The sequence below is a fragment of the Vibrio sp. D3 genome, from assembly GCF_043995865.1.
GTDB classification, from domain to species: domain Bacteria; phylum Pseudomonadota; class Gammaproteobacteria; order Enterobacterales; family Vibrionaceae; genus Vibrio; species Vibrio diabolicus.
Map to the genome: position 1 here is coordinate 1083202 of NZ_CP171886.1, position 23540 is coordinate 1106741.

The 23540-nt window shown below is 45.9% G+C and carries 24 protein-coding genes; 14 read left to right on the top strand and 10 right to left on the bottom strand.

Annotation, left to right across the window (positions count from 1 at the left end; genetic code table 11):
- Positions 1-359 precede the first annotated feature (359 nt).
- A complete protein-coding gene (locus ACHFJ9_RS04740; RefSeq protein ID WP_374091279.1) occupies positions 360-1496 on the bottom strand; it encodes an MBL fold metallo-hydrolase in 1137 nt (378 codons plus the stop codon).
- 180 nt (positions 1497-1676) lie between these two features.
- Between ACHFJ9_RS04740 and ACHFJ9_RS04745 the strand changes: the two genes are divergently transcribed.
- On the top strand, positions 1677-1922 hold the full coding sequence (locus ACHFJ9_RS04745) for a Rho-binding antiterminator (RefSeq protein ID WP_020841653.1): 246 nt from the start codon (positions 1677-1679) through the stop codon (positions 1920-1922).
- Positions 1923-2018: 96 nt separating this feature from the next.
- On the opposite strand, the gene ACHFJ9_RS04750 is transcribed toward ACHFJ9_RS04745, so the two are convergent.
- From ACHFJ9_RS04750 to ompW, 3 genes are all read right to left on the bottom strand, one after another.
- Complete coding sequence (locus ACHFJ9_RS04750; RefSeq protein WP_025793523.1) at positions 2019-3509, bottom strand: MDR family MFS transporter; 1491 nt, start codon at positions 3507-3509, stop codon at positions 2019-2021.
- Positions 3506-4531 carry an HlyD family secretion protein gene (locus ACHFJ9_RS04755; protein ID WP_021452788.1) on the bottom strand — a complete coding sequence of 342 codons (1026 nt, stop codon included), beginning with the start codon at positions 4529-4531 and terminating at the stop codon, positions 3506-3508. The genes ACHFJ9_RS04750 and ACHFJ9_RS04755 overlap by 4 nt, the downstream gene beginning before the upstream one ends.
- Positions 4532-4746: 215 nt before the next feature.
- Entirely contained in the window at positions 4747-5391 is a 645-nt protein-coding gene (gene ompW / locus ACHFJ9_RS04760) for an outer membrane protein OmpW (RefSeq protein ID WP_395354006.1), read from the bottom strand.
- 496 nt (positions 5392-5887) lie between these two features.
- Here ompW and ACHFJ9_RS04765 point away from each other — a divergent pair, with 496 nt between their 5' ends.
- Genes ACHFJ9_RS04765 through ACHFJ9_RS04775 form a run of 3 tightly spaced genes read left to right on the top strand, consistent with a single transcriptional unit; the run spans position 5888 to position 7518 of the window.
- Entirely contained in the window at positions 5888-6538 is a 651-nt protein-coding gene (locus tag ACHFJ9_RS04765; protein ID WP_005460782.1) for a Qnr family pentapeptide repeat protein, read from the top strand.
- A 9-nt stretch (positions 6539-6547) separates the two neighbouring features.
- Positions 6548-6859 (top strand): cupin domain-containing protein, encoded by a 312-nt coding sequence (locus ACHFJ9_RS04770; protein WP_258632644.1) that lies wholly within the window; start codon positions 6548-6550, stop codon positions 6857-6859.
- 38 nt (positions 6860-6897) lie between these two features.
- A complete protein-coding gene (locus ACHFJ9_RS04775; protein WP_258632642.1) occupies positions 6898-7518 on the top strand; it encodes an HAD-IB family hydrolase in 621 nt (206 codons plus the stop codon).
- A gap of 116 nt (positions 7519-7634) precedes the next feature.
- On the opposite strand, the gene ACHFJ9_RS04780 is transcribed toward ACHFJ9_RS04775, so the two are convergent.
- Together ACHFJ9_RS04780 and ACHFJ9_RS04785 are read right to left on the bottom strand one after the other, a co-directional pair.
- Positions 7635-8813 carry a lytic polysaccharide monooxygenase gene (locus ACHFJ9_RS04780; protein ID WP_006740966.1) on the bottom strand — a complete coding sequence of 393 codons (1179 nt, stop codon included), beginning with the start codon at positions 8811-8813 and terminating at the stop codon, positions 7635-7637.
- A gap of 215 nt (positions 8814-9028) precedes the next feature.
- Entirely contained in the window at positions 9029-9469 is a 441-nt protein-coding gene (locus ACHFJ9_RS04785) for an Lrp/AsnC family transcriptional regulator (RefSeq protein WP_029862756.1), read from the bottom strand.
- 114 nt (positions 9470-9583) lie between these two features.
- Between ACHFJ9_RS04785 and ACHFJ9_RS04790 the strand changes: the two genes are divergently transcribed.
- The 3 genes from ACHFJ9_RS04790 to ACHFJ9_RS04800 all read left to right on the top strand — a co-directional run bounded on the left by ACHFJ9_RS04790 (position 9584) and on the right by ACHFJ9_RS04800 (position 13348).
- Complete coding sequence (locus tag ACHFJ9_RS04790; protein WP_006740964.1) at positions 9584-10168, top strand: LysE family translocator; 585 nt, start codon at positions 9584-9586, stop codon at positions 10166-10168.
- Between the two features lie 256 nt (positions 10169-10424).
- The gene (locus ACHFJ9_RS04795; protein WP_395354010.1) at positions 10425-12347 is read left to right on the top strand and encodes a prolyl oligopeptidase family serine peptidase; all 1923 of its coding nucleotides are present in this window, start codon (positions 10425-10427) and stop codon (positions 12345-12347) included.
- A 227-nt stretch (positions 12348-12574) separates the two neighbouring features.
- A complete protein-coding gene (locus ACHFJ9_RS04800; protein WP_395354012.1) occupies positions 12575-13348 on the top strand; it encodes a siderophore-interacting protein in 774 nt (257 codons plus the stop codon).
- A 99-nt stretch (positions 13349-13447) separates the two neighbouring features.
- On the opposite strand, the gene ACHFJ9_RS04805 is transcribed toward ACHFJ9_RS04800, so the two are convergent.
- Positions 13448-14320 (bottom strand): LysR family transcriptional regulator, encoded by an 873-nt coding sequence (locus ACHFJ9_RS04805; RefSeq protein WP_020841645.1) that lies wholly within the window; start codon positions 14318-14320, stop codon positions 13448-13450.
- Between the two features lie 80 nt (positions 14321-14400).
- Positions 14401-15207 carry an arylamine N-acetyltransferase gene (locus tag ACHFJ9_RS04810; RefSeq protein ID WP_395354014.1) on the bottom strand — a complete coding sequence of 269 codons (807 nt, stop codon included), beginning with the start codon at positions 15205-15207 and terminating at the stop codon, positions 14401-14403.
- Positions 15208-15500: 293 nt separating this feature from the next.
- On the opposite strand from ACHFJ9_RS04810, the gene ACHFJ9_RS04815 reads away from it, so the two are divergent.
- The 5 genes from ACHFJ9_RS04815 to ACHFJ9_RS04835 all read left to right on the top strand — a co-directional run bounded on the left by ACHFJ9_RS04815 (position 15501) and on the right by ACHFJ9_RS04835 (position 19974).
- Positions 15501-16649 carry an S-(hydroxymethyl)glutathione dehydrogenase/class III alcohol dehydrogenase gene (locus tag ACHFJ9_RS04815; RefSeq protein ID WP_005391984.1) on the top strand — a complete coding sequence of 383 codons (1149 nt, stop codon included), beginning with the start codon at positions 15501-15503 and terminating at the stop codon, positions 16647-16649.
- A 61-nt stretch (positions 16650-16710) separates the two neighbouring features.
- Positions 16711-17550 carry an S-formylglutathione hydrolase gene (gene fghA / locus ACHFJ9_RS04820; RefSeq protein ID WP_395354017.1) on the top strand — a complete coding sequence of 280 codons (840 nt, stop codon included), beginning with the start codon at positions 16711-16713 and terminating at the stop codon, positions 17548-17550.
- 451 nt (positions 17551-18001) lie between these two features.
- Positions 18002-18457 carry a hypothetical protein gene (locus ACHFJ9_RS04825; RefSeq protein ID WP_005391987.1) on the top strand — a complete coding sequence of 152 codons (456 nt, stop codon included), beginning with the start codon at positions 18002-18004 and terminating at the stop codon, positions 18455-18457.
- A 5-nt stretch (positions 18458-18462) separates the two neighbouring features.
- A complete protein-coding gene (locus ACHFJ9_RS04830; protein ID WP_005391988.1) occupies positions 18463-19560 on the top strand; it encodes a GGDEF domain-containing protein in 1098 nt (365 codons plus the stop codon).
- Positions 19561-19584: 24 nt separating this feature from the next.
- Positions 19585-19974: a hypothetical protein gene (locus ACHFJ9_RS04835; protein ID WP_243238676.1), complete on the top strand. Its 390-nt coding sequence runs from the start codon at positions 19585-19587 to the stop codon at positions 19972-19974.
- A gap of 106 nt (positions 19975-20080) precedes the next feature.
- Here ACHFJ9_RS04835 and ACHFJ9_RS04840 read toward each other — a convergent pair whose 3' ends face one another.
- Positions 20081-20884: an HAD family hydrolase gene (locus ACHFJ9_RS04840; protein WP_395354020.1), complete on the bottom strand. Its 804-nt coding sequence runs from the start codon at positions 20882-20884 to the stop codon at positions 20081-20083.
- 95 nt (positions 20885-20979) lie between these two features.
- Positions 20980-21867, bottom strand: a complete 888-nt coding sequence (locus ACHFJ9_RS04845) for a LysR family transcriptional regulator (RefSeq protein WP_005391995.1) — start codon at positions 21865-21867, stop codon at positions 20980-20982.
- A 126-nt stretch (positions 21868-21993) separates the two neighbouring features.
- Here ACHFJ9_RS04845 and ACHFJ9_RS04850 point away from each other — a divergent pair, with 126 nt between their 5' ends.
- Together ACHFJ9_RS04850 and ACHFJ9_RS04855 are read left to right on the top strand one after the other, a co-directional pair.
- A complete protein-coding gene (locus ACHFJ9_RS04850) occupies positions 21994-22860 on the top strand; it encodes an MBL fold metallo-hydrolase (protein WP_104970333.1) in 867 nt (288 codons plus the stop codon).
- A complete protein-coding gene (locus ACHFJ9_RS04855; RefSeq protein ID WP_366999528.1) occupies positions 22854-23474 on the top strand; it encodes a DsbA family protein in 621 nt (206 codons plus the stop codon). Before ACHFJ9_RS04850 ends, ACHFJ9_RS04855 begins: the two co-directional genes overlap by 7 nt.
- Positions 23475-23540 lie beyond the last annotated feature (66 nt).

The window sequence follows — 23540 nt, forward strand, 5'->3', positions numbered from 1 at the left end:
GTAAAACATATCTTATCCACTAAAATTTTTTTACTTTTCTTTAACTGGACGCATTTTACCCACCCTGAACAAGTTATGGCCATTGCCCTATGGGCTTATCAAGATAATAGTCAGTATAATTGTTTTGAAGAGTAAAATTAAGATGGCAAAGATTTTTACTAAAACTTTTCTGATAAGAGCGCAAATTTTCAGATGAAAAGTATCAAAAAATGACACCAATCGATTTATAAAAGCGTGAGATCACAATTGGAAAGTGAACCTATGGAAATTTTGAATTTCAATGACTAGTAAAAACCTTGTTATATTCTGAAAATAACAAGGTTAATTTATAAAATAATTATTGAAGTAAGATCATGTTATTAAGTCAAAATTATATCTGGCTCACATATTTCTTTTTCTCGCCACCATTGTTTATTTATATGTTCTTGATGAACGTAAAAACTCTCCCCTGGCATTGGCGTCAGCAGCGTTATATGTTCTTTTTGACAATGGGTAAGCAAATCTAAAATCGGTTCGTCCCAGCGGTGAGTAAACAGTTCGTATGTAGCCCAATGTACTGGCAACAGTTTTTTCGCATTTAAATCGCGAAACGCTTGCACGGTATGATGAGCCTGCATGTGCCCCCAGTTTTCGACCGGATAACCTTGGCCTTTCACATCAGCAGCCACTTCCAAACAGGCAATGTCGATTGGCCCACATCGCTGTGCGATCTCAGAAAAGTGCGAATCGTAAGCTGAATCACCACTAAAATAGAGCGTCTCTTCTTTGCCTTTGATGACCCAAGAAGCCCACAAGGTCGAGTTTTTATCGAAATAAGTACGACCCGAATTATGGTTAGCGGGCGTACAAATCAGTTCGATTCCAGCATAGTGCACGCTATCCCACCAATCGAATTCCACGATGTTGTCTGCGCAAACGCCCCACTTTATCAGATGCTTGCCAACCCCTAAGGGCACATAAAACGTCACGGGCTTATCGGCGTAGAAACGTATGGTCGACGCTTCTAAATGGTCGTAATGATCGTGCGAAATCACGATAATTTCAGGAATCGGCAAACAATCTCTGGCGTGAGTATTGGGAATATTGCGTTCAAACCACGCTTTTGCGATGAACGGAGAAGCGTAATCAAATACCGGATCGGTCAGAATTCGAATGCCATCGACCTCCACCAGCATACTAGAGTGGCCCAGCCAAGTAAGGCGCATCGATTCACTTCGCTGCGCAAACTGCGTGGGTTGAATTGGGGAATGTGGCAGATGTTCGTTAGGACTCAACGGCGTTCTACCACCAAGATAACTCCAACACACCTGCCAGAATGATTGCGGACTAGGCACATTTGGCATCTCGTTTTTAACGCGGCCGTTTTCAAATTGAGGCGAGTGGTGAACACGGTGCGCCAACTGCGCATGGTAGGTTTGAGGCAGAATCAGTGAACTTGGCTTTTGTGTCTTTTGTTCACTCGTTAGGTATGTGCGCTTAAGTATCGTCTCAGACATATCGTAGTTTTGTCTCGCTTGCGAACGCTCAACAGTAGGTTTATTAAAACGTGCGTGTATGTCTATTTCGTGACCAAAATGAGGTGTAAGATGAAGATTCAGTTTCAATCAAACGTCTTCTATTTAAGGATACGGTTCTCAAACCTTCTGAATACTGCGTCGGTTTGAAAGGAGAAAACTATGGTGACTTGCAGCCAATACGATTTTATTGAAATCGCCTGTATGTTTAAGCTCCCGATCGAGATCACACTAAAAAATGGTGAAACTCATCAGGGCAACGCGTTCGACACAGGCTACGACATGCAGCGACAAGAGTGCTTGTTTTTAGATATGGATGGTGAGCACATCGCCTTCCCGACTGAACAATTAGTCGCAATGCGCGCGCTCAAAGCCAATCCGCATTTTGATGAAGTGACGTTTGAGTAAACGTCCTTCTTTCACTGACACCGTCCAATAAAAAACGCCTCTCAAGCTGACACAACTTGAGAGGCGCTCTCTGACACAGTTCACCGGAACTTGTTGTTATTCACGCGACCGGATGAAAACCAGCATCGGCATCATGATCACGAACATCACTCCCACAAGCTGGAAGGTGTGCACAAACGCGACCATTTGCGATTGCTGCTGCAACATCTGTTGGTATTGGTCTAACGCAACCGGATCGGTAATAGAAAGCCCCTGATTGGCCGCCCAGTCATGCAAGTTAGGATTATAAGGATTAATACCCTCTCCCAGCGCATGCCATTGCTGCTGACTATCACGATATTGGAACGTGGTGGCGATAGAGATACCAAACGAACTACCAATGGTACGGAACAGATTGTAAATACTCGCAGCCGCGACAGATTGCTCTTTCGGAATCGTTAAATACGCCAAGGTGGATAGCGTCGAGAAGGTTAAACCAAGCCCCATCCCCTGAATCATACTCGGCATCACAATCCAAAATGTATCGATCTGCAGTGAGTACTGCGTCATCAAATAGCTACCAATCCCGATGCAGCTCAAGCCAAAGACTATTTTGATTCTGGGATCGAATTGCGGATTGAGCTTAATCACCAAAATCAACATCGCCGCTGACGCCAACCCACGCGGTGCCATTAATAAGCCAGTGGTTGAGACCGGATAATCCAGCAAGCTTTCCAACAGCATTGGTTGTTGAGTCGTCAGGCCAAACATCGCCATCGACACCACAGCAATCATCAACGACGAGACCATAAGATTTCGGTCTTTAAGCAGCCATAATGGCGCTATTGGGCTTTTGGTTTTCCAGCTGCGATAGATCCACATCACCAATCCCATGACTGCGAGCAATATCGCGGTCTGGATCATGCGTGAGTTGAGCCAGTCTTCTTCGTTACCTTTATCCAACACAAACTGCAACGCGCCCACACCTAACGCCATGTAACCGATGATCCACCAGTCAAAGTTAGGTTTGGATTTGTTGTCGATATGGATATAGCGATAAATCAAAGAGGTACAGATCAAACCGAATGGCAAGTTGATGTAAAAAATCCAGCGCCAGTTGATGTTGTCGGTGATCACGCCACCCACAACTGGGCCCAAAATAGGACCAAGCAAAATGCCGATGGAGAAAATCGCCATCGCTTTGCCTTTTTGCTCATACGGATAAATCTGTACTAACGTCGACTGCGCCAATGGAATCACCGACGCGCCGAAAGCGCCTTGGATAATGCGAAATAGCACCATCTCTTCAAGCGACTGTGCTTGCCCACAAAGCGCACTGGCAATCACAAAACCGATCACGGCAACCAGCATGACTTTGCGTTCACCAAAGCGCGACACCCAGAAACTGGTCATCGGAATGAAGATCGCTTCCGCCATGCTGTAACCCGTCAGCACCCACGTAATTTGGTCTGCCGTTGCGCCCAACGCGCCCATCATGTGCGATAGCGACACGTTCGCAACGGTCATATCGATTAACACCATGATGGCAGAAAGCATCACGGCGACGGTGGCAATCCCCCGTTTGTCTGCCGTAATTTGATGGCTCATTGCACGCTACTTTGCAAATCAATGGTGACTTCTGAGCTCGCACCCACGCGAAGTTGCGGCGCATCGGCTGGTACTTCTAATGCCAAACGTACAGGGAAACGCTGTTTAATTTTAACCCAGTTACCCGTTGCGTTTTCTGGTGGCATCAAGGAGAACGATGTACCACTCGCTGGCGACAGCTGTTCTACCGTTGCTTTCCACACCACGTCTGGGTACATATCAATCACCACATCCGCATGCATGCCAGGTTTAATATGAGTAAGATCGGTTTCTTTAAAGTTCGCGCGTACCCAATAGCTGTCTTTTAAAATCACAGGGAACAGCGTTTGACCCACGCTAACGACCGAGCCCACGTGCGTATTGATTTCACCGGCAATGCCATCCACTGGTGACGTAATGTCGGTGTAACTCAAGTTCAGCTCCGCTTGCGCTAACTGCGCTGCCGCTTGTTGAACAACCGCAGCCTCTACGCCTTCTTCACCACGGTTCGCAATGGCTTTTTCTACCGTCGCACGCGCTTGCTCTAGGCTCGCTTGGGCATTAGCAAGTTTGTTTTTCGCCGTATCTAAATCTTGGTCCGACGCCAGTTTGCGTTTCACTAGAGAATCCGTACGTTTGTACTCCACTTGAGCTTCTGTCAGGTTAGAGCGCGCCGCATCTAAGCCCGCTACGGCTTCAGTTACCTGCTTATCGGCAACGTCATGTTGCTGGACCGCCAATTGGTATGCCGCTTTTGCTTGCTTCACTGCCAACAGATATGGGCGCGAATCAATCTTCAGCAGTAGATCACCTTTGTTAACAGATTGGAAGTCTTTGACATCCACAGAAACCACTTGGCCTTTTACTTGAGGGGCTACCGATAAAATTTTTGCCCTAACGTAGGCATCTTCCGTGCTTGGATGACTATCTGAATACTGCCAAGACCAATACATCGCACCAAATGCGATAACACATAGAGTAAAGAAAAGAGTTTTTACCAGCTTAGATCTGGAGGAAGAATGCTTCGCGATGTCGCCGCTCATTTATATTGTCCACTTGTTCAATTATGTGATCAGTGTAGGACTTTTCGATCTTCGGACAATAAAATGATCTGCAAGGTAAAGATCCAATTTTGCATGTTGCTAAGTGGAGTAAATGATGAGCAATCAAAACGAGGATAAAAAAAGAGGGGCAGTCCCCGTAACCGCCCCCAAAGTCATGCCAATAATAGTAATGTGCGTGTAACTACTGGTTTTTCTTAGAACTTGTAACCGCCGCTGATCATAAATACCCAAGGGTTAATTTTGACGTCGGTTTTTTGCTTCGCTCCACCTGCTTTGTAAGTTGCTTCTGTTTCAATGTTTGCGTACCACGCAGCAGCGTTGAGGAACCATTGATCGTTGAGCATGTAGTCCACACCAATATTCGCTGCTAGACCGAATGAGTCATCCAACTTAAGATCTGAAAGACCAGCGCCTTTACCCGTGCTATTGAAACCCTCATCAAAGAACATGGTGTAGTTGAGACCTACACCAACATATGGACGGAATTTACTTTGTGGCTCGCCAAAGTAGTACTGAACCATAAGCGTTGGTGGAAGATGTTTGGTGTCCGCGATATCACCAAGACCTAACAAATCTGTTGAGATATCGTGGCTGAATGGTGTTGCTGCTAGAAGCTCTAGGCTGATGTTATCTGTGAACATGTAGCCAAACGTCAAGCCAAGCTGCGTATTTGAATCCACTTTCAATTCTTCTTGAGAACCAAGAATCTTATCGCTGCTGTCATTTGGAACGACAGACGCCGCACCAACACGAAGGACGAAGTCACCTTGTTTATGAGCGAAAACACTTGGTGACACGAGTGCAGCAACCACTGCTAGACTGCAGATTGTTTTTTTCATTTTTTATTTCCTTTTATAGGGCTTCGTTATGTCGTACCCAAAGGTGTGCCTGCTGACTGGCCTTAGATTTCAAGTAAACTCAGCGCCTTGAAGCACACGGGCATCTATATTTTTTTGAGCTGCGCGCAATCTAGCACATAGAAACCCTACTATTTTGATGGAAATCAATTTGTGAAAAATATAGGTTTTTTGTATAGAGAAACGCCATATCGATCAACAAATTATGCAAATCGGATACAATTCTGTAATGCAAACTGTGCGTGTGAGAAGCCATGCCTACTCAAAAACACGAATCCTCTCGCTAGGGCTCGTAGCCAGCAAAAACTTTTTTCTTCCTCTACGTCTTCTATTTTCAAAAAACAACCCACTTAAAACGCTCGTTTGACCCCTTAAAATTGAGATTTGAGGGGTTTGTAAAACACTGAAATACAAGAAGTTATTTTTCTGGAAAATCAGTCACTTGGAGTGCTAGTCTGCTCGCAGCTAAGGAGAAGACATGTTAAAAACCGATCTCATTTTTGAACGAGAAAACTTTTCTCACCACGATTTTCAGAATGCCACCTTTAAAAACTGCCACTTTTATATGTGCAGTTTCGACCATGCCGATCTGCGCGATGCTAAGTTCATCGACTGTCGCTTTATCGAATCCAAAGCGCTAGAAGGGTGTAGTTTTCGCTTCGCGAACTTAAAAGATGCCAGCTTCACGAACTGTATGTTGGCGATGAGCCTGTTTAACGGCGCAAATTGTATGGGCTTGGAGTTGCGTAAGTGCGATCTCAAAGGGGCAAACTTCCAAGGTGCGAACTTTGCTAATCGCGTCAGTAACACCATGTTTTTCTGTTCGGCTTTTATTACTGGCTGCAACCTCACCTACTGTAACTTCGAGCGAGTGTTACTAGAAAAATGTGACCTCTTTGAAAACCGTTGGAACGGTGCGAACCTCGCAGGGGCAACTCTCAAAGGCTCGGATTTATCTCGCTGCGAATTCTCGCCAGAGCAATGGGGAACCTTTAACGTTGAGCAGTGTGATCTGACTCATGTCGAACTAGACGGGCTAGATGTTCGCCGCGTTTCTCTGTTTGGTGTTAAAATTTGTGATTGGCAACAAGAGCAATTGCTTGCACCTTTTGGACTGATCATTCTCTAAGGAAAGGCCATGAACCTGTTTAAAGACTTACCGAATAACCTCGACGAGGAAGTGTTCGAAGACCTGCTGATCCACAAAAACCTGCGTATAGAACGCATTGTCTCAACGGGGCAAGCCTCGCCCGAAAGTGGCTGGTACGATCAAGAAGAACATGAATGGGTATTGGTTCTTAAAGGAGCTGGAGAGCTGACTTTGGAATCAGGTGTAGTGAAACGACTTGAGGCAGGCGATCACGTTACGATTCCGGCTCATACCAAACACAAAGTGAGCTGGACTGACCCAACGCAAGAAACCATTTGGTTGGCAGTGTTTTATCAATAAACACAAAACGATCTTAAATCGAAAAATAGGCGCTGAATTTGCTCGATACTACCAAGCCGTCACTGGCACTGTTTGATTTTGATGGCACCATTACCCGAGAGGATATGTTTAGCCTTTTCCTCCACTATTCTGCTTATGGCCTGCGCAAGCGAGTAGGAAAGGTCGCTATCATGCCATTTTATGCGCTGTACAAACTCGGAGTGTTACCCGCTCGTCTTATGCGTCCGCTCAGCAGTTTTATTGCATTTTCAGGGAAAGAAGCGCAGCAAATTGAAGCGATTGGCGCTCAGTTTGCCCATGAAGTGATCCCGCTGTACTTACGGCCAGAAGCGATGGAAAGGTTGGCGTGGCATCAACACAGAGGCGATACTATTGTGGTGGTGTCGGCATCACTCAATGCGTATCTCAAGCCTTGGTGTGAAGCGAACGGTTACCACTTGCTGTGCAGTGAACTGATCTCAGAGCAGACAAAACTGAGTGGCTTTTACCAGCAAGGTGATTGCAGTTTAGAAAGAAAAGTCTCGCGTGTTAAGGCGGCGTTTTCGCTCGACGAGTTTGCGTCTATTTATGCCTACGGTGATACACACGAAGACATTCCGATGCTCAAACTGGCAGACTACTCGATGCTCAACTGGATCGAGTGGAGAGCAAGCGAATAACGATATGTGCTCTGATTTTCAAGACAACCACTCCGCCAAAGTGGTCGTTTTAGACTGAAAAAACAAACCCTTCTCACATGAGAAGGGTTTTATTGATCAGGGCCCGAATAACTGGCTTAACGCCATACCCCCCATTGACCCGTTGTGCCTGGTTCCTCACCAGACGTCCACCACTGGGCAGTCCATTCTTTACCGTTGTGCGTCACCACATCACCTTGATCGTAAACGGCCGTCTTGTCCCACAAGTTGGTTGGTTCAACTGGTGGCGGTACATCCGCTTTGATCAGTGACAACGCATAACTGAAGTCTGCGCTTGGCGCTAATACTTGGTTCGCATTCACGTTCTTACTATCGAACATGTAGTGGTTCATCTCTTGATGCCAAATGCCTACATACCAATCGCCCGTTTGCTGCGCGTTAAATTGATCCGCAATTTCTGCCGCCCAAGTCGTCGTATTGTTTGCGCTGATTGGCAGTGAAATATCAACAATTTCATTGCCTGTCGCATTAAACGTACGGAAACGGATGGTGTCACCCGCTTCTACTGGTCCAAAACCTTGCTGAACAAAGTAGCCCAGAGATGTCAGATTATTACCTGGTTCGGTTGGATCAACGGGGTCAGTCGGCGGCGTCGTGCCCGTTCCGTTTAACGTAATGTCACTACAGTTGTAGAAACCTTCACCAGCGACATCAATGCGCTGCCAACGAGTATAAAGCACCGCATCGCCCGAACGCTCAGCTGGGAAAGTCACCTGAATACGGTAGCGTTTTTCCGCATCAACATACACATCACCTGCGGTGTCGATCAGCTCTAAATCACTCCAAGTAAGCGGTTTTGAATCATCATAAGTCGGCTTGGTGAGATAGAATTCCCAGTATGATGGGTTGTGCGGCGCCTTGCCGTAAAACACCAATTCAATCTGGTTATTTGCATCTGGCGTAACATTGGTGCGCTGCCAGTTTGGAGAAGGAATGTTCAAGCCTTTCTTAGCGGCATCGCCGGCAGAACACAGTTCGCCGTCACGGACTACGGCTTTAACATGCTCCATATCTCGGTAATTTGGTACGTTTGCTGCAATTTCACTGCGTTGCACAAACGGGTAAGCACCAGATTCTTCAAAAGCCGCTTTACACGCTTGGTTGGGGATCTCATTGGTCCAAAAACCACCGTCTAAATAACACGTATTCTGACGAGCACTTGGAAATTCTACCCAGCCGTGGGCGTTGACGTTAAATGAGCTCAATGCGGCAACAGCGCTTAAGCTCAAAAGAGGAAGTGTTACATGTGATTTCATCGTTCATCCTTAAATTTGCTGACTCGCCGCTCATGAACACAAGCGGTTTAAGCAAAACTAGCAGGATGAGATTATTTCGAAGGTGAGAATAAAGGTGGAAATTGTAAGAGTGCCATCTGCTTTCCAGCATTTGTTGTGTACTTATCTCATACTCGACTGACTCTTTCGAGTCACTTCAAATTCATGTGCCACAAAACCATGCCACTCTTGACCGACTAACGTTCGTCTTTCGGTGTGTCCATTACCACCATGGTTGTGATCGACTTGACGTGCTCACACTCACCCAGTACATCGGCATGGAACGCTTTATATGCGGCTAAACTTTGCGTTTCTACGCGTATTAAATATTCATTAGCTCCCGTAATATTGTGACATTCCACCACTTCATCCACAAAGCGCACGTGTTCTTCAAAACCAAGCTGTGCTTGCTTAGAGTGCGAGGCCAAACCAATCGACACATAAGCGACAAAACCCACGCCAAGTTGCTGATTATCCAGTACTGCTCGGTAGCCTTTGATCACGCCTTTACGCTCTAAATCTTGCACTCGGCGTAAGGTTGCAGACGGAGATAAACCAACGCGTTCCGACAGCTCCACATTGGAGATTCTTCCGTCTCGTTTGAGCACTTGCAATATTCTTTCGTCAAATCTATCCATGATGATGTTTCATTGCTTATTTAGTTTCTAATCATCAAATAAAAGCACAATATTGACCTCAGTTCTACTTATAGTTGTTCTCAACTTATCGAGAACTGATTCAAGGAACAATCTATGGAATATCATCAACTGGGCGCTTTGGCGTTGTTCGCTTTTGTCTCCACTTTTACGCCGGGTCCCAATAACATTATGTTGATGACCTCAGGGGCAAATGTTGGCTTTAAACGAACCATTCCACACATGTTGGGCATTACCTTCGGTTTTGGTGCCATGTTAATTTTGGTGGGCATTGGTTTGATGAGTCTCTTCAACGCTTACCCGATTACTCACTCCATTTTGAAAGTATTGAGCTTGAGTTATTTGCTGTACTTGACGTACAAAATCGCCACGAGCGGCAAAACCGAAGCAAAACACGATTTTCGCCCGATGTCTTTTTTAGGGGCGGTGGCATTCCAGTGGGTGAACCCAAAAGGTTGGTCGATGGCGTTGACGGCCATTACGGTATACACCAGTGGCGGTTCTTGGCTTGAACTGACTTTTATCGCCGGTATCTTCTGTTTAGCCAACTTGCCATCGGTAACATTTTGGACCGCGGCAGGCATGCAACTTCAACGCTGGTTGACCACATCTAGGCGTGTAAAAGGGTTTAACTATGGGATGGCAGCGCTTTTACTGCTGTCTACTATCCCAATGATATAGAAGACAAAATAGCCGTAAAACCGTGATCTAATACAAAGTTCAGGTAGATACTGAATCAATAATCACAATCTAACGCCACTTTTGGACAATGCCAGGGTCATAGTAGCGAAGCAATGCGCTATTTATTAAAAGCACACTAATCATAAGCCACAGCTATTTTTAATGTTCGTTGCTTGCTCGCAGTAACTGCGATGAATCTATCACCCTGGCCAAAAGCTCATGAGCTTAAGGTCCTTTACACAAGGAGCGTTACACAATGCACACTCGCAAGCTTATTCTTGCTGCCACTTTTGGATTATTATTGGCGGGTTGCAGTCAAACATCCACCACAACCAATGCTGAAGTCATTCCACCCGAGTATCCAGTGGATTATTTCTTTAAAAACAGCGAAGTTTCTAGCTATCAAATCTCTCCTTCTGGTGACTACATCTCAATGATGAAGCCATGGCAAGACCGTAAGAACGTCTTTGTTTATCCCACAGATAATCCCGATCAGATAAAACGCGTCACATCCGTAACAGGGCGTGACATCGCATACTACTACTGGGTTGGCGAAGACACCGTAATTTACTCTCGTGATACGGGAGGAGATGAGAACTTTTATCTCGTGACGGTTAATGTCAAAACAGGCGAAGAGAAAACCATCACACCGACATCCGGTGTTGTGGCATACGTTATCGACACACTAGACAATCAACCCGATGACATTTTGATTTCGAGTAACGAGCGTAACCCGCAAGTCTTTGATGTTTATCGACATAATCTAAAAACAGGCGAAAATACTCTCGTCGCGCAAAACCCGGGCAATGTGCGCTCATGGGGTACCGATCACGATGGCAACATTCGTGTCATCACCACATCAGATGGTGTTAATACCTCCGTTTTATATCGCGATACGGTTGAAGATGAATTTAAGCCGCTAAAGAATCTCACTTTCAAAGAGAGCTTTAGCCCCATTTCATTCACGCCGGACAACAAAAACTTATATGTGGCATCACGAATTACGCGTGATAAATCAGCCATCGTTGAATACGATGTAAAAGCCAATAAAGAAATACGAGAAATCTTCTCTCATCCGGAAGTTGACGTGAATAGCGCTCATTACTCTGAAGCGCTTAATAAGCTGGTTTCAGTCTCTTACGTGACAGATAAAAACCACTATCACTTCTTAGATGATTCCTACCAACAAACCTTCGAACGCCTCTCAGAGAAACTGCCAAATGTAGAAATTTCTGTAACCAGTGCGACGCGAGATGAAAGTAAAATGATTGTCGTCACCTACAGCGATGTCGATCGACCAAATTACTACTTCTACGATCGTAAAGCAGACAAATTGGAGAAATTGGCAGAAAACGCTCCATGGCATAAGCCAGAACATATGGCGAAGATGACGCCTATCCAATACACCGCTCGCGATGGAGAAACCATTCATGGGTACCTAACGCTGCCGAAGGGTCAAGAGGCCAAAGATCTGCCTTTGCTTGTGCTCCCACACGGCGGTCCATGGGCTCGTGATCACTGGGGATTTCAGCCTGAGGTACAATTATTCGCTAACCGCGGTATCGCGGTGCTGCAAATGAACTTCAGGGGATCAACTGGTTATGGTCGCGAGTTTTGGGAGAAGTCGTTCAAGCAATGGGGACAATCCATGCAGGATGACATTACCGACGGTGTCAAATGGGCTACCGAACAAGGTTACGCACAAGATGGCAACGTATGTATTTATGGTGCCTCTTATGGCGGCTACGCAACTCTGGCGGGGGTGACATTCACTCCTGATTTGTATAAGTGCGGAATCGACTACGTTGGCGTATCTAACTTATTTACCTTTATGGACTCCATTCCACCTTATTGGGCACCATTCCTTGCAATGTTACACGAGCAAGTAGGCAATCCGAATGATCCTGAAGACGCGAAAATGATGAAAGCCTACTCACCAGTGTTCCATGTCGACCAAATTAAGGCACCCTTATTGGTTCTACAGGGAGCACAAGATCCACGCGTGGTGAAGAGCGAGTCAGACCAAATCGTTGATGCACTGCGCGAACGAGGCGTCGAGGTCGAATACATCGTGAAGGAAAATGAGGGGCACGGATTCCGCTCTTTGGAGAACCGTCTTGATGGTTACCAAGCGATGGATAGATTCCTAAAAACACATTTACTTGAGCAGACTCAGTAAGCCTTTACATCGCTAAGTTCGAAAGGGCATGTTGGCGTGCCCTTTCTTATTTTTTCTACGTATTTTGCTCGCCCCAGTCCCCAGTACCACTGCAATACTCCAATAATCCAATAATCCAATAATCCAGCTCAATTCACAGTGTAAATTTATATAAAGACACTACCCTCTTATGAGAGATCTTGATAACCTTAAATGAGAAAGAGAATAATTATCGAGTAGAGTCAAAGATGAAGAAGAAGCCTCAACCTAAAACGATTGTTGTCACAGACACAGAGACAATTACTCCAAACATGCAGCGCATTACCTTGCAAGGTGAGGCGCTGAGCCACTTTCCTCGTGACTGCGAAGGCAGTTACATCAAATTACTGTTTAACGATATGGGTGGCTCGGATCTGAGCATCCTGTCAGAAGACGACCGACCAATCATGCGCACTTACACAATTCGACGCTTTCATCCAGAAACCAGCTCAATCGAAGTGGATTTCGTCCGACACGTAACGCAAGATCTGCAATGCGGATTTGCAGCACGTTGGGCAATGGCCGCGCAAAAAGGCGACACGATCAGCATCGTGGGGCCGGGTAGCATCTCCAACTTAAATACGGAGGCGGATTGGTTCTTCATGGCTGCCGATATGACGGCACTTCCAGCGCTTTCTGCGAAAATTCGTACGCTACCAGAAGAGGCAAAAGGCTACGCCGTGATCAGTGTGATGTCTGCGGCAGACATCCAGCCTCTGCACGCACCAACTGGTATGGAGCTAATTTGGCTTACAGAAAGTCAAACCCTAGCAGAAGCGGTACGCGAACAAAAATGGCTAGATGGGGACGCCGCAGTATGGTGTGCCTGTGAGTTCGATTCAATGCGCGCGCTACGCCAATACTTCCGCAACGAGAAAGAAGTTGATCGTGAAAATATCTACATCAGCAGCTATTGGAAACAAGGCGTGTCGGAAGACGGGCACAAAGTGATTAAACGTGAAGACGCGGAATCCAATCAATAGTGGTTCATGTCTTTTCGATTCCAGCTCTCATCCCAATAAAAACGCCCGGCACCACCGGGCGTTTTAGCAACATACCTTGTAATGAGGCACTTTAAACCGCTAATCAACAAGCTCTTGCGCCAAAAAGTCGATCAATAACCGCACTTTTGGCGACAAATTGCGACTTTGCGGATACAGCGCCCAAATGCCTTCGCGATCATCGCGGTAATCGGTCAGCACCTCGACTAACTCACCACTGTCTAATGCTTCTTGAACGTAGTAATCCGGCAGCTGCACTAAACCCAGACCGCGTTTCGCTGCGTCCACCAAAGCAAAACCGCTGTTGCATTTAATCCGTCCCGACACGCGTAAAGATTTATCGCGTTTATTTTCCTTAAAGTGCCAATAGTCGACCGAGCCAACCAAGCACTGATGCCGTCCCAATTCCGACAACGTATGTGGCTCACCAAAACGCTCCAAGTACATCGGACTGGCACACACGTAGGTTTGACGTGAGGAAAGACGCTTGGCAATCATGCTGGAATCTTGCAAGCGGCCAAGACGAATCGCCACGTCCACACCTTGCTCAATCAAATCCAGCTTTTGGTTGGTCAGCACTAAATCAAGATCCACACGCGGGTACTTTTCCAAAAACTGATGCAAAAGCGGCGCGAGGTTCATTTCCCCATACGTCACAGGAGCCGTCACGCGCAGCAAACCGCGCGGTTCGGTCTGCATTTGCGTTACGGCAAGCTCGGCCAGTTCTAACCCTTCCACCAAATGTTTACACTGCTGGTAATAGAGTTGTCCGGCTTCAGACAGGGAGACTTTTCGCGTCGTGCGATGCAGCAATTTCACCGCAAGTCGTTCTTCAAGTGCTGATACCCGACGACTGATTTGTGCCACCGATGTTTTCAGCTTAGCTGCTGCTCCGGTAAAACTGTTGGTTTCCGCCACAGCAACAAATTCGCTGACCCCTTCCCAATTCGCCATGCTGTATTCCTGTCGACCTCTTTTAGACAAATAGTGATGAAAATGTTCTCGTCGCGCTACGCTTTGAAAACGGGAGAATTTTACGCATCAGGCAACGGACGAAGATCGCCGTACTGCGCATCAAGTTCAATGCCGAAGTATTCTTTCAATGCATCCAGATAGGCTTGGCCTGGCTCTAACTCCAATTCTGTTTGCTCACCTTGGCTGGTGTATTTGAGTGTGTAGTTAAGCAATGTCACCAACCCACTTTCTGTTGCTTTCGCCGCGACTCTTGCGCTGGTAAAACGCGAGTGAGTAGAAGTGGAAGTAAAAAAGTTGCCACACGCGATATCACCCGCAAACACAAACTCTAAATCGAAGCTATAAAGGTTGTTCCATGTGTCCGTTCCATCCGTTGACAACACTTGAAGGAAGTAACCAAACTGAGCATCTTCGACAAAGCGGAAGGTTTGTAAATCCGTCTGAATCACTTGGTTGAGGATAAACGGCAATGGCGCTCGCGGCGTATTGGAGCCAAAGCCCACATCAACAATCCATGCTTGTTCATCCAGCGTCACCAACGTGATTTGATGACTACGGCCAGTTGGTGTGCCCGACACATGCACACGTCCTAGTAAACTGCGTGCTTCAAATCCGAGAGTATTGAGTACCTCAAGCATTAAGCCATTCAATTCAAAGCAGTAACCACCGCGAGGTTGATACACGGTTTTTTGAATGATGTCTTCAATCTCAACAGAGATGCCGCGCTGCAATGCAATATCAAAGTTCTCAAACGGCAGGCTGTGGTGCTGCGCCACGTGTATTTTATGTAATGTTTCTAAATCGGCAGGTAGCTCTCTTGGCAAACCGAGCTTGGTTAAATAGGCATTCAGATCCGTCTTGTTCATAATCATTCTTACTTCGCTGATGGGTTGATTGTTTTCTACTCTAGTCCCTCGACCTAACTTCAGGTCAACTGCCTTTTCCGCTTTCCCTTCCGCTTTGAGGAGGCATCACACTCTTGTTGTCCACTCACCTTAACATTATTACGTATATGTAAAAATCATTTTCAACATGGACGGATTATCATTTTTATTGAAACACCTAGAATGGATACCAGCAAAACGACGCAGCGCAGTAAGCAAACCTTAACTACGCTTATTACGTCACTCCATATACTGAGAATATAAAGGAAAATCCAATGACTGTTGAAATCAAACCTGGTCAAACTCACATCAAATCCAAGGCAATGGTTGCATGGGCCGCTGGCGAACCACTGAAAATGGAAGAAGTGGATGTACAGCTTCCTAAAGCGGGTGAAGTGCTAGTGCGCATCGTCGCAACAGGTGTTTGTCATACTGATGCGTTCACTCTGTCAGGCGACGATCCAGAAGGCATCTTCCCTTCTATTCTTGGTCACGAAGGTGGCGGTATTGTTGAAATGGTTGGCGAAGGCGTTACCAGCGTTGAGGTTGGCGACCACGTGATTCCTCTTTACACCGCAGAATGTGGCGAGTGTAAGTTCTGTAAATCGGGCAAAACCAACCTTTGTCAGGCCGTGCGTGAAACACAAGGTAAAGGTCTGATGCCCGATGGTACAAGCCGTTTTTCTATCAACGGTGAAACCATCTTCCACTACATGGGTTGTTCTACTTTCTCTGAGTACACGGTACTCCCTGAAATCTCGCTAGCGAAAGTAAACAAAGATGCACCACTTGAAGAAGTGTGTCTGTTAGGTTGTGGCGTAACAACCGGTATGGGCGCAGTTATGAATACGGCAAAAGTTGAAAAAGGCGACACGGTTGCGATATTCGGTCTGGGTGGTATCGGTCTTTCAGCGATCATCGGTGCACGCATGGTGGGTGCAAGCCGCATCATCGGTATCGATATCAACGAAAGCAAATTCGATCTTGCAAAACAGCTAGGCGCAACCGATGTGATTAACCCACAGAAATTCGACAAGCCTATCCAAGAAGTGATTGTTGAAATGACTGACGGTGGTGTTGACTACTCATTCGAATGTATCGGTAACGTAAACGTGATGCGTCAGGCACTTGAGTGTTGTCACAAAGGTTGGGGTGAGTCGGTGATCATCGGTGTTGCGGGTGCAGGTCAAGAGATCTCAACTCGTCCATTCCAACTAGTAACTGGTCGCGTATGGCGAGGCTCGGCTTTCGGAGGTGTTAAAGGCCGCTCTGAGCTTCCAGAAATCGTAAACCGTTACATGGCTGGTGAGTTTGGCTTACAAGAGTTCATTACTCATACAATGGGATTGGCTGACGTAAACAAAGCGTTTGATCTGATGCACGAAGGTAAGAGCATCCGTACTGTTATTCATATGGATCAATAATGCTGCCTCAGGCTCTCCTTTTGGGGAGCCTGAATTCATTCTGTTGTTAGAGAGTTTATTCATGACCATTGAAAATGTAAGCCAAACCAAAGTGTTTGGCGGTTGGCACAAACAATATACACACGAATCCAAAGCCCTAAACTGCACGATGCGCTTTGCGATTTTCTTACCACCGAATGCCACTAAATCGAACCCCGTACCCGCTTTATACTGGTTGTCGGGCTTAACCTGCACCGATGAAAACTTTATGCAGAAAGCGGGCGCATTTCGTATGGCGGCCGAGCTTGGCATTGCGATCATTGCTCCGGACACGAGTCCAAGAGGCGAAGGTATCGCTGACGATGAAAACTATGACCTGGGTAAAGGAGCTGGCTTTTACCTTAATGCGACTCAAGCACCTTGGTCACTGCATTACTTCATGTACGATTACGTGACTAAAGAGTTACCAGAGATCATTGAAAGCAATTTCCCTGTCTCAGAAGTAAAATCCATTTCTGGGCACAGCATGGGAGGTCACGGAGCATTAACCATTGGTCTGAAAAACGCAGAACAATATCGCTCAATATCGGCGTTTAGCCCTATCTGTAACCCAGTCCGATGCCCTTGGGGACAAAAAGCCTTTACTGCTTACTTAGGCAAAGATATTGAGAGCTGGAAGCAATACGATGCAAGTGAGCTTCTCAAGCAAAAACCATCACCACTTCCTATTTTGGTTGATCAAGGTGATGCTGATGGCTTCCTTAACGAACAACTTAGGCCAGAAGCGCTGGTTGCTGCAGCAAAAGTGCATGATTCAAACCTGAACTTAAGAATGCAATCTGGTTATGACCATAGCTATTATTTCATCTCAAGCTTTATTGACGATCATCTCAACTTCCATGCGAAGTATTTGTTTGGCTAATTCATAGAAGTAACTTGATGAATTAAAAAATAAAGTCACCTACCTAGGTGGCTTTATTTTTGGTGCGTATTAACATACCAATCTTAAATAACATTGGAATAAAGATAGAGAACAATGTGAGGATGAAATCGGGTTTGCTTATACCTCAATCATTAACCCTTATAATTCTCATTCACAATACAATTCATCGGTTGAAAATAGGATTAATTTCCATTAAAAATCTGCGAACTGACACGAATTCGTTATAGAGAGAAATAATAACGCATATTTCTGACCTTTTAATTAAGAAGTCACTTAATAACCTTGACGTACAGTAAACCGACAGTTACTTTTCAAACATAACATATTATAAAATCTCATCCGGTTGGCTCTATTATTACAATTACAAATAAAGTACCGCTAGCACCTTTGTCCTAGCTCAGCAAAAAGAATAAAACTCAAAGGGCATATGATGAAAAAGATAGTCGCGCTAGGTCTGTTTTTTGTTGCGCCATTCTTATCTGCAAGTACGATCGTATTTAGCAGTAGCCAACAACCTAGTGTCACATTAAAACTGGAAGAGATTCAATCTTTACCAACCACCAGCTACACAACCACGCTGCCTTGGATCCCTGCTTCTTCTGAATTTCTTGGGGTCAAACTTAGCACGCTCCTCACCCACGTCTATGGCAAAGTGCCAGAACAAGTTGATGTCAGTAGCTTGAATGACTATCACTCGACACTGTCTCGACAAGACATTCTTAGATACCAACCAATACTGGCTTACCAACAAGATCAACACTATATAAAAGTCAGGAATAAGGGGCCATTTTGGGTAATATACTCTCTTAGTCTCTATCCTGAGCTCAACTACAATAAATATCACGCGCAAATGGTCTGGCAAGTAAATGAGATGAAAGCAAAATAATAAGAATGAAGTTATCAGAACCCACCTATCAAAAGCAGAGAGCACCACAATACTCTACAACCAGTAAAATGTTGCTTGTGGTGTTTGCCACTTCTTTGCTTCTCGCAAATGTATTGCTTCTGCAGCAGACACGCGCACTGTCACAAAACTTTAATAATGAGCAAAAACAAGCAACCTGGTTTTTATTCCAACTCTCTAAAGAGCTTTCGGAACTTGTCGGAGAAGCGAGACGAGTCGATGAAAATGTATTAAATATCGAAGGTGCAGAGCTGCAATATGAATTGGCCTGGAGTAGATTCGATTTATTAATTAGTAGTAATGAAGCCTACACTTTTTTCTCTCGAAATAATATGCATCAGTATTTCATTGATCTTTTTGAGGAATTTCAGGGTCTGGAAGCGCAATTAGTTGAAGCAAGAACTGGCGATAGCCAAGCTGCGGCTCAATTTTATCGATCCACTCAAACACTGTACTTAAGCTTGGTCGATTTCGTTAATCAGAACTTTCGCCTAAGCAGCAAAGTCTATGAGGCACAGAAAGGAGAAACGCAACGGTTAATGCAAGCGCAGTATATGCTGTTTGCTACATTCGTTTTGTCGATCCTGTCTCTGACTTATTTCTTTTATCGTGAATCCCATTTCCATAGAAAACTGGCGCTCAGCGACCCACTGACTCATCTTGGAAATCGCAATGCACTATTTATCAACCTGAATGAGCTCACTCAAGAGAAAAGGCCTTTTTCTCTGTGGATTTTAGATTTAAATGGTTTTAAAAGTGTTAACGATACACACGGTCACCAAGTGGGAGACACCGTACTGCGTGAAATTGCTAGACGGCTTAAATCTATGGCGTTGAATGATTTTACCGTCTATCGCATGGGAGGCGATGAGTTCGCCGTCATCCTCGAAGGGGAGCATGTTGATGAAGAAGGCGTTCGTGAGCATATCAATGCGGTATTTGATGCGCCAATACTAAATTCCGACAACGTCGCAACACTATCAACCAGCATGGGCTTAGCGCAATACCCAAAAGACAGTAACAATGTTGACTTTCTTATCAGCATAGCGGATAAGCGCATGTACAAAATGAAATTTCAACGTTAAACGGTATTTATGATGAGAAAGTTCATGCAAGTACTGCTTCTACTAGCAGTTATTGCGGCAGGTGTGTTGGCTTGGGTATTTATCCCATCGCACGAAACCATCGGGCAAAAAACGCTTGAGCAGGCACTCAACGACGACTACAGCCTCGTTGGGCATCGAATCTACTCAACCGATCCGGATGCTGGCAACCGATTCGGCTACTTCGTATTGGCAACGGGTCAAAGTATTGAAGAGCAAGAGCCGTTTTTGGTCACTTCGGATCAGTTTATTCGTATGGAACAAACGGGTGATAACACATTGTCTGTGACCGTCAATGGCCGTATCTACCAATACCACAACGACTTGTGGGTGCCAAAATCGGACGGAAAGCAGCAGCATTTTTTAGTCAGCGCAACCGCTAAGTACGTGCGCTAAAAAACGGGAACATTACTACCCCCTCCCACCACACAAAAAAACAAAGCCCCGCATACACTGCGGGGCTTTTTACGTTAACAAGAAAAGAACATCGAAAGGATGAGCGTTACTTCGCTAACACTTTCTCTTTAATCACTTTTAGTACCCCAGCCTCTTGGTTGCTTGGCGCAGAATAACGAGCGATTTTCTTAATCTCTTCATGCGCATTGGCAACCGCGTACGAATGCTCACTGACTTGCAGCATTTCGAGGTCGTTGAGGTAATCACCAAACGTCATGGTTTCTGCCGGAGTAAAATTCATCGTCTCTTGAAGGTGCTGGATGGCCGCGCCTTTAGACGCCTCGGCATTCATCACATCCAGCCAAATTTTTGCGCTCACTGCGACTTTATGCGTTGCGCCAAACTTCGCGTTCATGGTCGGGAACAGGAGCTCTTCCGAACCGTCAAAGTGACAAATTGCTACCTTAATAAACTCGTCTTCGACCTCAAGCAAATCCGGCACATATTCACAGCGGTGGTAGTACTTTTGAAATTCTTCCAGCGATTGCTGATCATGCGTTTCGATGTACGCCGAGCGCTTGCCACACAATACGATGTTTGCTCCGTCAATTTCACGAGCCGCTTTCACAATCTCCGCCACTTCCGCTTTAGGAATAGTGCAACTGTAGAGCTCTTTGTCTTGGTACATCACCAAGGTGCCGTTTTCGGCCACATACAACACTCGATCTTTGATTGGCGCGAACGTGTCTCGCAGGCTGTAATACTGACGACCAGACGCAGCGGAGAACAAAATGCCTTGCTCTTCCAGTTGCAAAAACAGGTCGAAAAACTCTGGATCCAAACGACCGTATTGGTCAAGCAAAGTGCCATCCATATCGGAAGCAATAAATTTGATGCGAACTTGTGACATTAACTAAAACTCTAAATGACGCTGCGAAAAATATATCCATGTAAGGTACAGGATCTTGTATGAATCTCAAGTCGGGATGACGAGGCCTTTCGCGATTACCAAGGGTGCTGTTTAAAGTAATCTTCACTGTGATCGATGAAGGCTCTCACCGCAGGAGACAAGTGTTTACGCGATGAATATAGCGCGTAAATGTTGAGATCATTTGGCTTCCAATCCGGCAACACCGACTCAAGCTGACCCGATTGCAGATAGATATTGCTCAAATAGGTTGGCAGCATCGAAATACCCATGCCTTGCAAAGCGCCATGCAATAACGCCGTGGCCTCATTGCTGGTTAGGCGACACTCAATTCCCACCGATTCGAACTGGTCGCCCTGAGACAAATGCCACACGTGACGCTCAAAGTTTTTGTAACCCAAACAGTCGTGTGAAGATAAATCTCGCGGATGCGCGATCGCGCGATGAGTTTGCAAGTATTGCGGCGATGCCACCAACACCGATTCACACACCGCAATCGGCTTACCAATCAAAGAAGGATCGGGATCTGATGCAATTCGGATTGCCAGATCGATGCGTTGCTCGGTTAGATCACTCACTGAATCTTGCAGATCTATGTCGATATGCACTTTGGGGTGCTTTTGCATAAAACTGTTTACTGCTGGGATCAACTGTGAGAACCCAAATGAAGTGCTAGACGCGAGACGGATTTTTCCGGACAGTTCACCATCAACGGCAATGTTCGACGTCAACGTATCGGCCTGTTTCAACCAGCGCTCAATCTGAGGCAAGCTGCGTTCCCCTGCGGTGGTGAGCGACACCTTGCGCGTGGTGCGGTGCAACAAACGAGTTTGCAGCCAGTTCTCCATCGCCTCTACATAACGAGTCACCATTGGCCGAGACATGTCTAACCGCTCGGCGGTCGCGGTAAAACTGCCAGAATACACCACATCCACAAACACTTTTGCTGCCGTTACTCTGTCCATACATTTGCTCGAAATAAGAAATAGTGATGCACATTATTGTGTATTTTTCCGAGCGTATCAATTTTCTAATATAGCTCCCGTTCCCAAGCCATCGTCGCTTGGCCCCAAATTCTTTAGGAGCTTATTATGAAAAAATTCACTTTGATTGCTGCATCCATTTTAATGGCAAGCCCTGTCCTAGCGGCAAACCACTCTCCCCTTACTCTTGAGGTTTACAACGCCGACGGTAACAGCTTCCACGTTAACTCAACCTTGGTATATGGTGAGACTGACGCCATGGTCATCGACACTGGCTTCACCAAAGCTGACGCGATGCGCATTGCCGCTAAAGTGTTGGACTCAGGCAAAACGCTTAAAACCATTTTTATCAGCCAAGCGGACCCAGACTACTACTTTGGCGCAGAGGCCTTACACCGACAGTTCCCTGATGCGCAGATCATCGCAACGCCTGCGGTTCAAAAAATTATTAAAGAGAAATTGGCTGGAAAGCTGGCGTACTGGGGACCAAAGCTGGGCGCAAACGCACCGGTAAAACCAGTGATCCCTGTCGCGTACGATAAAGCATCATTAGAGCTAGAAGGTCATAAGATTGAAATTCGTGGTAACCATGGCACATCAGCACACCGCCCTTACCTATGGATTCCAGATAACAAAGCGATTCTAGGTAACGTAGCCGTGTACTCAAACGTACATTTGTGGATGGCCGATGCCGCTGACCAAACCGCTATCAATGCTTGGGAGCAGCAGCTTAGCGAGATGCTTGCGCTTAAACCTCAAGTGGTCATTCCTGGTCACATGAAAGCAGGCACAAAGCTGAACGCAGACACCATTCACTACTCGCAACAATACTTGCAGGATTTTCAGCAAGCGAAAAAACACAGCAATAACAGCGTTCAACTCATTGACACCATGTCAGCGAAATACCCAGAAGCTCAATTGCCAATCGCGCTAGAAATCGGTGCGAAAGTGCATACTGGTGAAATGTCATGGTAACCGTGCATTACTTCTTCGATCCCATGTGTGGTTGGTGCTACGGGGCATCACCACTCATCGAAGCCTTGATGGACACCTCTCAATTTAAGGTAGAGCTTCATCCCGGCGGTATGATTGAGAAACGCGCGATTGAATCTGAATTTCGTCAGCACATCATCAACAGTGACGCTCGTATCGCAACCGAAACCGGAGCAACGTTTGGTGAAGCATATCTGCAACGCGTGAAAAGCGAAGATGCGTTTGTTCTTGATTCTTATCTACCAACACAAGCGATCTTGAGTGCGGAGAAAATGGGGCTGAATCCATGGCACATGCTAAAGGCCATCCAATCTGCGCATTATCAGCTCGGGTTAAAAGTGAATGAAGCATCGACGCTCAAAGCCATTGCAGAATCGCTAGGTTTAGCAAACGATGTGTGGGAGCAAAACATGACGTTAAGCGAAGCCGATCTAGATGAGAAAATTCGCTCTAGCCGACAGTTGATGCGCCAGTTACACGTTGGTGGTTATCCAACCCTGATTGCAGAAGTAAATGGCGAGTACCTGACCTTGCCGCACTCGGCCTACTACGACAAACCGGCACAGTGGAAACTGACATTACAAAAACTGCAATAAGCGCTTCCCCACTCGCTCTTGTTCTTAATCCAAGAGCGAGTGCCAACACCGACATGGCAATCCAGA